10 protein-coding genes are annotated in these 12,564 nt (G+C 65.4%); 4 read left to right on the top strand and 6 right to left on the bottom strand.

Going from position 1 to position 12,564, the window contains the following annotated elements:
* Nucleotides 1-30: 30 nt before the first annotated feature.
* Nucleotides 31-1,209, bottom strand: coding sequence for a fumarylacetoacetate hydrolase family protein (locus RE429_RS03810; protein ID WP_414474109.1), 1,179 nt, complete (start codon nt 1,207-1,209; stop codon nt 31-33).
* A 461-nt stretch (nt 1,210-1,670) separates the two neighbouring features.
* On the opposite strand from RE429_RS03810, the gene RE429_RS03805 reads away from it, so the two are divergent.
* The 3 genes from RE429_RS03805 to chrA all read left to right on the top strand — a co-directional run bounded on the left by RE429_RS03805 (nt 1,671) and on the right by chrA (nt 4,938).
* Entirely contained in the window at nt 1,671-2,486 is an 816-nt protein-coding gene (locus RE429_RS03805) for a TIGR00730 family Rossman fold protein (RefSeq protein ID WP_414473050.1), read from the top strand.
* 222 nt (nt 2,487-2,708) lie between these two features.
* Nucleotides 2,709-3,533 (top strand): chromate resistance protein ChrB domain-containing protein, encoded by an 825-nt coding sequence (locus RE429_RS03800; protein WP_414473049.1) that lies wholly within the window; start codon nt 2,709-2,711, stop codon nt 3,531-3,533.
* 1 nt (nt 3,534) lies between these two features.
* Nucleotides 3,535-4,938 (top strand): chromate efflux transporter, encoded by a 1,404-nt coding sequence (gene chrA / locus RE429_RS03795; RefSeq protein WP_414473048.1) that lies wholly within the window; start codon nt 3,535-3,537, stop codon nt 4,936-4,938.
* 178 nt (nt 4,939-5,116) lie between these two features.
* On the opposite strand, the gene RE429_RS03790 is transcribed toward chrA, so the two are convergent.
* On the bottom strand, nt 5,117-5,896 hold the full coding sequence (locus RE429_RS03790; RefSeq protein ID WP_414473047.1) for an SDR family oxidoreductase: 780 nt from the start codon (nt 5,894-5,896) through the stop codon (nt 5,117-5,119).
* A gap of 14 nt (nt 5,897-5,910) precedes the next feature.
* Nucleotides 5,911-6,879 carry a dihydrodipicolinate synthase family protein gene (locus RE429_RS03785; protein ID WP_414474108.1) on the bottom strand — a complete coding sequence of 323 codons (969 nt, stop codon included), beginning with the start codon at nt 6,877-6,879 and terminating at the stop codon, nt 5,911-5,913.
* Nucleotides 6,880-7,127: 248 nt separating this feature from the next.
* Between RE429_RS03785 and RE429_RS03780 the strand changes: the two genes are divergently transcribed.
* A complete protein-coding gene (locus RE429_RS03780; protein WP_414473046.1) occupies nt 7,128-7,877 on the top strand; it encodes a DUF817 domain-containing protein in 750 nt (249 codons plus the stop codon).
* Between the two features lie 26 nt (nt 7,878-7,903).
* On the opposite strand, the gene RE429_RS03775 is transcribed toward RE429_RS03780, so the two are convergent.
* From RE429_RS03775 to RE429_RS03765, 3 genes are all read right to left on the bottom strand, one after another.
* Entirely contained in the window at nt 7,904-8,077 is a 174-nt protein-coding gene (locus tag RE429_RS03775; RefSeq protein WP_414474294.1) for a hypothetical protein, read from the bottom strand.
* Nucleotides 8,078-8,185: 108 nt separating this feature from the next.
* Entirely contained in the window at nt 8,186-10,972 is a 2,787-nt protein-coding gene (gene ppc, locus RE429_RS03770) for a phosphoenolpyruvate carboxylase (protein WP_414473045.1), read from the bottom strand.
* Nucleotides 10,973-11,049: 77 nt separating this feature from the next.
* Nucleotides 11,050-12,378 (bottom strand): Hsp70 family protein, encoded by a 1,329-nt coding sequence (locus RE429_RS03765; protein WP_414473044.1) that lies wholly within the window; start codon nt 12,376-12,378, stop codon nt 11,050-11,052.
* Between the last annotated feature and the right edge of the window lie 186 nt (nt 12,379-12,564).

Raw genomic sequence — 12,564 nt, 5'->3', positions numbered from 1 at the left:
GCCCAAGGACGCGCACATCTTCGAAGGGATTCATGACGCCTTCAACAGACCGCGCGCTGCGAGGTTGCGCATGAGGGCGCCCAAGCCGAAGGCCCAGGGCTCGCAATCCGAACTCGGCCGGATCCGGTTGACGAGCGCGCCGAGTTCGGGCGCCGCGATGGTGACGATGTCGCCGCGCTTGTGCGTGAAGCCCATGCCGGGCTCGTCGCGATCCTGCGTCGGCGCGAACATGGTGCCGAGAAACAGCACGAACCCGTCCGGGTACTGATGGTGCGGGCCCAGCGTCTGCGCGACCAGATCCGCCGGATCGCGGCTGATCTTCGTCAGCGATGATGACCCTTCGAGCCGGAACCCGTCCTCGCCCTCGACGCTCAGCGTCACGGTGGTCCGGCGCACGTCATCGAGCGAGAAGGTTTCGTCGAAGAACCGCAGGAACGGGCCCAGCGCACAGGAGGCGTTGTTGTCCTTGGCCTTCGACAGCAGCAGCGCCGAGCGGCCCTCGAAGTCGCGCAGGTTCACGTCGTTGCCGAGCGTCGCCCCGACGATCCGGCCGTCGGCCGTGACCACGATCACCACCTCCGGCTCGGGATTGTTCCAGGTCGATTTCGGGTGCAGGCCAGCATCCATGAACGGCCCGACCGCCGACAAGGTCGGGGCCTTGGTGAAGACCTCGGCGTCGGGCCCGATGCCGACCTCGAGATACTGGCTCCAGGCGCCTTGCGCGACGAGCACCTGCTTGAGGGCCAAGGCCTCGGGCGAGCCGGGCCGGAGCCGGCTGAGATCGTCCCCGACCAGGCGCAGGACCTCGGCCCGGATCGCGGCCGCCGCCCCGGCATCGCCGCGGGCCCGCTCCTCGATGACGCGCTCGAGCATCGACACCGCGAACGTGACGCCGGCCGCCTTGATCACCTGCAGGTCGATCGGCGCCAGCAGCCAGGGCTTTGATCCGTCGCGGCCGTCGGGGGGCGTATTGGCCACGAGCTCGGCCAGCGACCCGATCCGCTCGCCCGCGGCGCCGCTGAGCGTGCGCGCCGGATCCGCCCCGGCGGCGAGCTCGCTCATCGTGGCGCAGGTGGCGGAGATGTCGATCACCCCCTCCTCCCGGATCGCCACGACACAGGGGCCGAGACCCGGCCGCCAGACACGGCCCGCCAGCGCCCCCCGATAGCCGTCAACCGGCAGGATGTCCGCGGCGTTCATAGAAGACAAGCGTTTCACAGGCAGGCGCTCCCTCTGATCGGCAAAGGGCCGCTTCGCCCTTCTTGACGGCGAGTATAGCGGGCCGGGCGGCGGAGCCTACGGACAAATAGGCGAATGTCCGGGCGGAAGGCGGTTCGGAACAAAGGCCGTTTGTCTTCCGTTCCGAACCGGAACCTTGTCATCAGAGGAAACCCGGCCATGTCAGACACGCCCAACCCGACGCCGCCGCAGCCGGACGTGCCGAGTCCGGCACCCCAGCCCGTTTACCCGGACCCCGGGCCTCCTGGAATCCCGAGTCCCGGAGAACCTCTGGGAGTTCCGCCCGACACGCCCAGCGAAGCCCCCAGCCCGGGCGAACCCGTCGGCGTTCCGCCATCCAGTCCCCCGGAAATCCCAACGGGGCCATTGGGCTCTTAACGGCGGCCCGGAGATGTGCTTTCTGAGGTCCGCAATCACAGGAGCCCCTGCCGATGGACATCAGAAGGCCCTCCAACGCGGCCCATCTCGCCTCCCCGTCCTTCCGTCTGGCAGCCCTCGATCAGGATTTCCTGCTGGGAGATTCGATGCGGGGCGTCCGCTTCCAGCTGGAATACGCCAAGGCTGAAGAGAACCTGCGCACCTGGGGGGTGCGCTCCACCATCGTGGTGTTCGGAAGCGCCCGCGTTCGCGAGGACGGGCCGGGACGGCATCCGTTGTGGTATGGGGAGGCCCGCGCCTTCGGGGCGATCGCCTCCCGGCGCGGCGGGGCGTTGACCGTGAACGGCGGCATCCGCGACAACGTCATCGCGACCGGCGGAGGCCCAGGCATCATGGAGGCGGCCAATCGCGGCGCATCCGACGTGGGGGCGCCCTCCATCGGCTTCAACATCACCCTGCCGCACGAGCAGGAGCCCAATCCCTATTCGACGCCCGATCTCACCTTCCGGTTTCACTACTTCGCCATGCGCAAGATGCATCTGGCGATGCGCGCCCATGCGCTCGTGGTGTTCCCGGGCGGCTTCGGCACTCTGGACGAGCTCTTCGAGATCCTCACCCTCCGGCAGACCGGCAAGGCGCCTCCCCTGCCGATCGTTCTGTTCGACAAGGCTTACTGGCAGTCGATCGTCAAGTTCGATGCCCTGCTCGAACACGGGATGGTCAGCGCGGACGACCGCAAGCTCGTGAACTTCGCCGAAAACGCCGAGGACATCTGGACGACGCTGGTCGACAAGGGTCTCGTCGTTCCTACTCCCGAAGAGCGCACGACAGCATCGGACGTGACATCGAACCCAAATCCGATGCTGTAAGTCCGTGGACTTACAGCATCTTTCCACGCAAAACCGGTTCCCGCTTTTCGCGTTCGACGCTCTCGGCAACAGCGTCCTGGACAACAAATCGAGCGGCAGTCGCCCAAACGGAGTTGACAAAATCGGCGCAGGTCGTATGCAATAAAGTTCATGGGGATTGCGATCTCCCCACGAGGCGACATGCCCAAGCATCGCATCCGCTCTCACTTTTACGGATGCACCATGTCGTCATTCACCACCATCTCGGTCGAAAAGCTCGCTCGTCTCATCGGCACTCCCAGGTGCCCCGTCCTCATCGACGTCTGCACGGAGGACGATTTCGCTTGTGACCCGCGCCTGATCCCCGGCGCCGTTCGCCGCCCCTTCGCGTCGGTCTCCGATTGGGCGCAAGAGTTCAAGGGCCGTTCCGTCATCGTCATTTGCAAGAAAGGTCTCAAGCTGGGGCAGGGCGTAGCGGCGTGGCTCAGGCACGAAGGCATTCCGGCGGATTCTCTCGAAGGCGGTGTCGTAGCCTGGTCCGAGGCAGGGCTCCCGATGGTACCGGAGGCCAAGATCCCCGATCGCGATCCGCGTGGGCGGACCATATGGGTCACACGCGCCCGGCCCAAGATCGACCGAGTTGCCTGCTCGTGGCTTATCCGACGTTTTGTCGATCCTTCCGCCGTCTTTCTCTTCGTTCACCCATCGCAGGTTCTCGCCGCGGCGGAGCGCTTTGGCGGGACAGCCTTCGACCTGGAGGGAGAAGGCGTGTTCTGGAGTCACCGGGGCGACAAATGCACCTTCGACACCATGGTGGAGGAATTCGGCCTCACCACAGAGCCGCTCCTGCGCTTGGCCACCATCGTGCGTGGCGCGGACACGGCGAGGCTCGATCTTGCGCCGGAGGCGCCGGGCCTGCTCGCGGCCTCTCTGGGCCTCTCCCGGATGTATTCCGACGACCTCGAGCAGCTCGAAGCGGGAATGGATCTCTACGATGCCTTCTATCGCTGGTGCCGGGATGCCGTCGATGAAACCCATAACTGGCCGGCGAAGACGTCGGGAGTCTGACATGGACACGACTTCCCCCCGTGCAACCGCGCATCCGGACGCTCCGACGCACGGCGTGACATTGCGCGAAGCTCTCCGGGTTTGGGCGCGGGTCGCCCTCCTGAGCTTCGGCGGCCCGGCCGGCCAGATCGCGGTCATGCACCGCATCATCGTCGAGGAAAAGCGCTGGGTTTCCGAGAACCGTTTTCTCCACGCCCTGAACTATTGCATGCTTCTGCCCGGTCCCGAGGCCCAGCAGCTCGCGACCTATATCGGTTGGCTCATGCATCGCACGCGCGGCGGCCTCCTCGCGGGAGGATTGTTCATCCTGCCCGGCATCGTCACCATCATGGGCTTGAGCTGGATCTATGCCCTGTTCGGCAAGGTCGGGTTCGTCTCGGCTCTGTTCTTCGGATTGAAGGCGGCCGTGATCGCCATCGTCCTCGAGGCGGTGGTGAGGATCGGCAAGCGCGCGCTCAAGAACAACATCATGCGCGGGCTCGCGGCGGCGGCGTTCGTTGCGATCTTCTTCGTGGGAATTCCGTTCCCGCTCATCATTCTGACGGCGGGCCTGATCGGCTACGTCGGCGGACGGGCCGGCATGGCTCAGTTCCAGGCCGGCGGAAGGCATGGAGCGGCAAAATCGGGGCTGAGCGACGCGGAGAGCCTGCTCGGCGAGGACGTGCCGGCGCATGCCCGTCCAACCGTAAGGACGACTCTGCGCAACACGGCGATCTGGCTGACCCTGTGGCTCGTCCCTGTCATCGCGCTGCTCGCCTCCTTCGGTCCCGGCGACGTTTTCAGCCAGATAGGGGTGTTCTTCTCGAAGATGGCGATGGTCACCTTCGGCGGCGCCTATGCGGTTCTGGCCTACGTCGCGCAGCAGGCCGTCGAGACCTATGGCTGGCTGAGGCCCGGCGAGATGCTGGACGGGCTCGGCATGGCCGAGACGACGCCCGGACCGCTCATCATGGTGCTGCAGTTCGTGGGCTTCATGGCCGCGTTCCGCGATCCGGGAATGCTCCATCCTCTCGCGGCCGGAACGCTGGGAGGGCTTTTGACCACCTGGGTGACATTTACGCCCTGTTTCCTATGGATCTTTCTCGGAGCGCCCTTCATCGAAGTCATGCGGGACAACAAGTCGCTGAACGGCGCATTGTCGGCGATCACCGCGGCCGTTGTCGGCGTGATCCTCAACCTGGCGATCTGGTTTGCGATTCACACCATTTTTGCCCGGGTTCATCCGGTCGCTTGGGGACCTGTCCGGTTCGATGCTCCGCTGCCGTCGAGCGTCAGCGTCTGGGCTCTTGCGCTCTCGCTCGCGGCTGTCCTTGCGATGTTCCGTTTCAAGATCGGCATGCTGACGGCCCTGGCGGCGACATCGGCGGCGGGCATCGCTCTCTACATTGCCGGAGCGCTTGCCTGATCGCAGCCGTGCAAGCGCATCGTGCGAAAAAGTGGCTCCGGTTTTTCGCTTCGAACGATGCGCCCTTTAAGGAGTGGAGCATCGGATTGGATCCCAAAAGTGGGCCCACTTTCGGGATCCAATCCGATGCTCTAGGCACGCGGGAGAGACATGGACATGTCTCCCCCGCTCGATGACATCACGTCACGGACGAGATCTGTCCGCCATCCACCCGCAGGATCGAACCCGTCATGAAGGAGGCCTGCTCGCTGGCAAGGAAGACCGCCGCCGCCGCGAATTCCTCGATCGTGCCATAACGGCCCGCCGGGATGCCGGCGCGTGCGGCTGTGGCGACATCCTCGACGGAACGTCCCGTGCGCTCGGCATTGGCGGTGTCGAGTTGCTTCAGGCGATCCGTCGCGATCCGCCCGGGCGCAATCGCATTGACCGTCACGCCGGAGGAGGCCACTTCGCTCGACAGCGTCTTGCCCCAGCCGACGAGCGCGGGACGAATGGCGTTCGAGATCGCAAGGTTCGGGATCGGCTGGATGACGCCGGACGAGATCACCGAGATGATGCGGCCGAACTTGCGCTCGATCATGCCGGGCAAAAGATGATCCGTGATGCGCACGAGGTTGACGAACATGGCGTCGAACGATTGCCGCCACTGGTCCGACGAGACGGCCTGCGCCCTGCCGGGGGGCGGACCGCCGCTGTTGAGCACCAGAATGTCGATGCCGCCGAAGGCGTCCGTCACGTCCTTCGCGAGAGCATCGATCTGGTCGACCTTGCCCGTATCGCAGACGAAGGGCGTGACGGCGTGGCCGATCCTGTCGGCCGCCGCCTTCGAGCCATCCATGGTGCGGCTCGCGATGGCGACACGGGCGCCCTCCTCCGCCAAGCCTTGAGCGATGCCGAAGCCCAGACCCTTGCTGGCGCCGAGCACCAGCGCGCGCTTTCCTTCCAATCCTGTCTTCATCTTTGACTCCCTTGTTATTCCGAGCGCTCGATGCGCTGCATCAGCCAGTCGATTTCGGAAACGGTCTCCGGACTCAGCTTCGGGCCGGGCTTGCGCAGCGTGTCGTGAGCGATGATACCGCGTTTCTGAAGCACATATTTGCGGACGGCGAGACCCACGCCCGGTTGGGTCTCATAGCGCACCAGCGGCAGGTGGCGGTCGAACAGGTCGTGCGCTTCCTTGCGCCTGCCCTGCTTGATCAGGTTGACGACGCCGACCAGCATTTCCGGGTACGCATAGCCCGTCATGGCGCCGTCGGCCCCGCGCTCCATCTCGAAGGGAAGGAACAGGCCGCCGTTTCCGCACAGAATCGAGACGCGGCGCACCTCACCCGCATCGCTCGCGCGACGCAGCGTCGTGATCTTGTCGAGACCCGGCCAATCCTCGTGCTTGAGCATGACGCAGGACGCGTTCTGCTCGATAATGCGCATGATCACCTTGGGCGTCATCACCACGTTGGTGGTGAGCGGGTAATCCTGAAGCACGAAAGGCACATCCGCCCCGATGGCCTCAGCCGCGTCGGCATAATAGGAAACGATCTGGTCATCGGTCCTGAGCGTCGAAGGCGGCGCGATCATGACGCCGGCGGCGCCCGCATCCATGGCCTTGGCGGACAGGGCCGACATGGCGGCAAAGCCTGCGGCCGAGACGCCGACGATCACCGGAACGCGCCCTGCGACGGCTTTCATGACCTGGCGAACGAAGGCCTGCGACTCGTCGGCGGCAAGCTTCGGCGCTTCCCCCATGATGCCGAGGATCGTGAGACCCGTCGCACCGGCTTCGAGATAGGCCTCGACCATGCGATCGGTGGAGGCCGTATCGAGCCGTCCGTCGCTCTCGAAGGGGGTGGGACAGATGACATAAACGCCGGCGGCGGAACTCGTGAGCAAGGCTTCCTCCCTGGAAGGACAACGAACCCCTCCATACACGTCCCCGCGGAGCATCTCCAGGGGCAAGCCCGCTTGCGACTTGGCAGGCGGCAGAGTTCATGCCACATAAGCGAAATGCTATATCGTAAAAAAAACCTCCGTCCGGGAGTTCCGCCAGGCTCTGGTCCTTCACGGCCCGATTCGTCGCGGCGGAGGAGCGGCTTGCACGATCGGCCGAAAGCAAGGGCCCATGGACAGCCGGGCTCTACGAATTCCTCCGCTTCGGCATCAAGCAGGGCTGGGCCTGCCTGTTAGGCGGCCTCATGGTCGCCCTCCTGGTCGCCACGAAGCTCTGGTATCCGGCAGCGCTGCCGGTCCCTCGCTATGACGCCCTGTTCGTCATGGCGATCCTGATCCAGGCGGCTTTGATCGCGATGCGCCTTGAAACCTTGGAAGAGGCCAGGGTCATCCTGCTGTTCCATGCGGTCGGCACGGTCATGGAGATCTTCAAGACCTCCGTCGGCTCCTGGGCCTATCCCGAGGCAAGCCTTCTGAGGATCGGCGGAGCGCCCCTCTTCGCGGGCTTCATGTACGCGGCAGTCGGCAGCTATCTCGCTCGGGTCTGGCGATTGTTCGATTTCCGCTTCACCCACCACCCGCCCGTCTGGGCAACGATCGTCCTGTCGGGTGGGATCTATCTCAACTTTTTCACGCACCACTTCGTCGCGGACCTGCGGCTCGTGCTGTTTGCCGTTACGGCCCTGCTGTTCGGACGCACGACGGTTCATTTCAAGGTCTGGCGCGTGCACCGCCGGATGCCGCTGCTGCTCGGCTTCGTGCTCGTTTCGCTCTTCATCTGGTTCGCGGAGAACATCGGCACCGTCACGGGCGCGTGGCTCTATCCGCATCAGATGAAGGGGTGGTCGATGGTGCCGTTCAGCAAGTTGGGGGCCTGGTTGCTGCTGATGATCATCTCCTATGTGATGATCGCGGCTCTGAACCGCCCCCAACGCTATGTCTTTGAAACCGGGGAGAACGGCCCCATCGCGGATCCAAGCCCCGTCGAAGCCTGAAGGAACCGATCGAGGCGGTCGCCCGGTCAGTGGCGGCCGGAACCGTCCTTCTTGCCGCCGCCATCCTGCTTGTTGACGGTCGCCCAGGCGCGCCGCTCGGCTTCCTTCTCCGAGACGCCACGGTTCTCGTAGGAATCCTCGATATGCTCGGCCTTGCGTTTCTGCTTGTCGGTATAAGCGGACTTGTCGCCACGAGACATGATGCTCTCCTTTGCCTGAAGCCACTCGGAGATGACCGGCCGTTCGACGACCGGTAACGCTTCGGTGTTTCAACTCCAGCGCTGCGGGAGGGTTCCGGGGTGTGCCGGTCAGCCGCTGTTGCGCAGGCCCGCGGCGATGCCGTTGATGGAGAGGTGAATACCCTGCACCACCTCCTCGTCCGCATCGCCGGAACGGTGGCGCTTCAAAAGCTCGATCTGCAGATGGTTCAAAGGATCGAGATAGGGAAAGCGGTTGCGGATGGAACGGGCGAGCAGCGGATTTCCGTCGAGGAGCGATTGCTGCCCCATGATCGCAAGCAGCATCCTGATGGAATCCTCCCACTCGCGCCGGACCCGAGGGAAGATGGCCTGGCGCAGGGCCTCGTCCTCCACCAGCTTCGAATAGCGCGACGCGATGGCGATGTTGCTCTTGGCGAGCACCATGTCCATGTTCGACAGGAGCGCCTGGAAGAACGGCCACTCCCGGTTCATCTCCTGCAGCAGCGCAAGACCGGTCTCGGGATGCTTCTCGACGAAGGCGTTGACGGCCGAGCCGAAACCGTACCAGCCCGGCAGCATGAGGCGGCACTGCGCCCAGCCGAACACCCAGGGAATGGCGCGCAGGTCCTCGATGCGCCGGGAATTCGTGCGCGAGGCCGGCCGGCTGCCGATGTTGAGATGGGCGATCTCCCCGATCACGGTGGATTCCCAGAAATAGCGCTCGAAGCCTTCGGTCCCGTAGACGAGGGCGCGATAGGCCTCATAGGCGCTTTCCGAGAGTTCCTCCATGGCGGCGAGATAGTCGCCCCGCGGCGCGGATGGGCCCGCATGCAGCAGGGATGCCTCCAGAGTGGCCGCCGCGAGGATTTCGAGGTTGCGCCGTCCGAGATCCGGGTTCGAGTACTTGCCGGCGATGACCTCGCCCTGCTCGGTGATGCGGATCGCGCCCTGCACGGCGCCGCCCGGCTGCGCGAGAATGGCCTGATAGCTCGGACCTCCGCCGCGGCCGACGGAGCCGCCGCGCCCGTGGAACAGGCGCAGGCCGACGCCATGGCGCTTGAACACGGCGACGAGCTCCGTCTCGGCCTTGTAGAGCTCCCAGCCCGAGGTGAGATAGCCGCCGTCCTTGTTGCTGTCGGAATAGCCGAGCATGACCTCCTGCGCCTGACCGCGGCTGCGCAGGAGGCGCATGTAGCCGGGCAGCGCGAAGAGATCGTCCATGACGCGGCTGCAGTTGCGCAGGTCCGCGATGGTCTCGAAGAGCGGAATGATGTTGACCGCCATCTCGCCTTCGTTCGGGCGAAGGAGGCCCGCCTCCTTCAGCAGGAGAGCGACCTCCAGCACGTCGGACGGATCGCTCGCCTTCGAGATCACATAATTGGGAACCGCCGCCTGTCCGTAGCGCAGATGCGCCTTCGCGGCCTCGCGGACGATGGCGAGTTCGGACGCCGTTTCCTGCGAATAGTCGAGATAGGGAGAGGCCAGAAGGCGCGGTGTCCCGAGCTCCTCCAGCAGCAGGTCGACCCGCTGCTGCTCGGTGAGCGCCTCATATCCCGTGCCCGGGACGGCCTTCTCGAAGAGTTCGGCGACCGCCCGCTCATGCACGTCGGAGTTCTGGCGCAGGTCGAGGCTTGCCAGATGGAAGCCGAACACGCCGACGGCGCGGCGCAGGCGGCGCAGGCGTCCCTGTGCGAGGCTGCCCGCGCCGTTCGATGCCAGCGAATGGTGCAGGATCGACAGGTCGCCTGAAAATTCCTCGGCATTCTCGTAGGCCGGCGCCTCGCCGACCGCGTGCCGCGCGATATCGGCATGGCCGAAGCCGGCGGCGGTCGCGGCCAGACGCGCATACAGGCCCGTGATGGCCCTCCGGTAGGGCTCGCTCTGCCGGTGCGGAGAGTGATCGGGCGAGGCCTTGGCCAGCTCATGAACCTGCTCGGACGCATTCACGTAGCGCTCGTCGAGCGACAGCTCCGCACCGAGACGATGCAGCTCCTCCAGATGGAACCCGAGGGCATGCCTGCTCTGCAGGCGCAACGCCTGTTCGAGCGCGTCGGCCGTCACGAACGGGTTGCCGTCGCGGTCGCCGCCGATCCAGCTCCCCATGCGCAGGAAGGACGGGATCTCCACGCTCTGCCAGCGGGGATCCGCTGCCGCGAGCTGATCTTCCAGCGAGGCGTAAACCCGGGGCAGCTCCTTGAAGAAGGTATAATCGTAATAGGACAGGCCGTTCACGACCTCGTCGATCACCTTCAGGCGGTTGCGCCGCAGAATGCTCGTCTGCCACAGGGTCAGGACGGCGCGGCGGATCGCCTCCTCGGACGCGGCCTCCTCTTCCGGCGTCTGGGCGTAGCGGTCGCGCTGCGCGAGCACCCGGGAGATTTCCATCTCCCGGTCGATGGTGCTCTTGCGGCGCACTTCCGTCGGATGCGCGGTCAGAACCGGAACCACGAGAGCGGAGGCGAAGAAGGCCTGCAGGGCCTCCTGAGTGACGCCGGCCTCCCGGGCGAGCTTCAGGGCGCGCGCGAGCGTGCCCTCGCGCGGCTCCGGCGCGGCCGCGGCATGCGCCCCCGCCATGGCGTGGGCGCGGGAGCGGCGCACATGGTGCTGGTCCTCCGCGAGGTTCGCCAGATGCGAGAAATAGCTGTAGGCGCGGATGATCTGGTTCGTGCGCCCCCGGGAGAGGCTGTTCAGGGTCGTCTCGAGCTCCCGACGCGCGGCCTCGTCCTCATCCCGGTGGAAGCGGATCGAGGTCTGGCGGATCCGCTCGACGACCTCGAAAACCGCCTCGCCCTCCTGCTCCCGGATCGTATCGCCGAGGAGCCGGCCGAGAAGCCGGATGTCGTCGCGGAGCGGGAAGTCCTTCTCGGGCGTGACGTCGGCATTGATGAGGGACAAGGCGCGGCTCCCGGCTCAGGCGTTCATGCTGCACCGCGAAATAAAACTCCTCCCCGCCTTCATCCGCAAGCGTAATCTTATGTCGCGGCCGCCAAGCTGTCCCGGACCGCCCAACGGCCGGGATCGTCGGTCTGGCCGATCAAAGCCAGACCATAGGCGATCGATTCGAACTGATCGGCCGAAGCCAGCCGCTCCTCGCCGAAGCGCTCCGCGAAGAGACGGCGGATCGCCGGCACGAAGGAGGTGCCTCCGGTCAGAAACACCCTGTCGACATCGGCCGCCGAAATGCCCGATCGGGCGATCGCCTCGTCGACCGTCTCGGCGATCCGCCTCACGTCCTCGGCGATCCACCCCTCGAAATCCGCGCGGGAGATCGTCGCCCCGATGTCCACGCCCTCGGCCTTGAAGCGGAACTTCGTCTCCTCCTCGTTCGACAACGCCACTTTTGTGGCGGAAACGGCGCGATAGAGCGCGAATCCCAGGTCGTATTCGATGATGTCGATGAATTTCTCCAGCGGCTCGGGTTCGAGCGCCACTTTCGCCAGTTCACGCAGCTCCTTCAGGTCGCCGCTGCCCTTCATCATGGCGAGCTGGTTCCAGCGCGCGAAATTGGCGTAATAGTGATTGGGGATCGACAGCGTCTTGCCCATGGACCGGTAGAGCCCGCCCTTGCCGAGCCGCGGCGAGACCACATGGTCGACGATGCGGTAGTCGAACGCGTCGCCCGCGATGCCGATGCCGGAATGGCCGAGCGGCTCCGCCCGGAGGACGCCGCTCGCGCGGGAGAAGCGCATCACGGAGAAATCGCTGGTACCGCCGCCGAAATCCGCCACCAGCACGGTGGAATCGCGATTGAGCGCGCGCGCGTAGAAGAAGGCGGCGCCGACGGGTTCATAGACATAGCGCGCGTGATCGGCTCCGAGCTTGCCGAAGGCCGCGCGGTAGCGCTGCATGGCGAGATCGTCGTCCGGATTGTAGCCGGCGAACTGCACCGGCCGTCCGATCACCACGTTGCGGGCGCCCCAGTCGAGCCGCGAGCCGCCATGGCGCACGAGCGTGCGCAGGAACGTGCTCAGAAGATCCTCGAAGCGGTAACGGTCGCGGAAGATCCGGGTCTCCTGGAAGGTCGCGCTGGCCGCGAAGGTCTTGAACGACTGGATGAAACGGTGCGGATCGAGGCCCTCGAGAAACTGCTCGATGGCCCAGGGTCCGCCCTCCACCTGCGTCTTGAGGCCGTTGCCATGGCGTTCGTCCCAGAAACAGAGAGCAGTGACGTAGACCTTCAGGTTTTCACCGCCGTGTTCGAAGGTCAGCGCCTCCACGTTCCCGCGCGCATCGGCGACCGCCACGACCGTATTGCTGGTTCCGAAGTCGATGCCGATGGAAAGATCTTGCAAGGAGGACATGGCGGACCCGGTTCAATTCGGTGGAGGGCCGGATGGTCTATACGGCCCGTCCCCGGGAGCCAAGAGGAATTTGGCGAACCTTTCGCCCGATCCTTCCCCGATCCTTCCCTTGAGGCACTGCGACCCCGGGGCTGGGGATAGGCCGTTGACCCCGGGGGCCGGCACCCCGTAGAAGCCGCACCTTAT

The sequence above is a fragment of the Microvirga sp. M2 genome, assembly GCF_047497095.1.
Classification (GTDB): Bacteria; Pseudomonadota; Alphaproteobacteria; order Rhizobiales; family Beijerinckiaceae; genus Microvirga.
This window is presented reverse-complemented; position numbering and strand designations above follow the sequence as displayed.

Bases quoted from the DNA above. Each gene is read 5' to 3' on its own strand.
- RE429_RS03805 (WP_414473050.1), top strand. From the start codon at position 1,671: ATGGACATCAGAAGGCCCTCCAACGCGGCCCATCTCGCCTCCCCGTCC.
- RE429_RS03785 (WP_414474108.1), bottom strand. From the start codon at position 6,879: ATGCTCCGCGGGGACGTGTATGGAGGGGTTCGTTGTCCTTCCAGGGAG.
- RE429_RS03765 (WP_414473044.1), bottom strand. From the start codon at position 12,378: ATGTCCTCCTTGCAAGATCTTTCCATCGGCATCGACTTCGGAACCAGC.
- RE429_RS03780 (WP_414473046.1), top strand. From the start codon at position 7,128: ATGGTCGCCCTCCTGGTCGCCACGAAGCTCTGGTATCCGGCAGCGCTG.
- RE429_RS03775 (WP_414474294.1), bottom strand. From the start codon at position 8,077: ATGTCTCGTGGCGACAAGTCCGCTTATACCGACAAGCAGAAACGCAAG.
- RE429_RS03790 (WP_414473047.1), bottom strand. From the start codon at position 5,896: ATGAAGACAGGATTGGAAGGAAAGCGCGCGCTGGTGCTCGGCGCCAGC.
- chrA (WP_414473048.1), top strand. From the start codon at position 3,535: ATGGACACGACTTCCCCCCGTGCAACCGCGCATCCGGACGCTCCGACG.
- RE429_RS03800 (WP_414473049.1), top strand. From the start codon at position 2,709: ATGTCGTCATTCACCACCATCTCGGTCGAAAAGCTCGCTCGTCTCATC.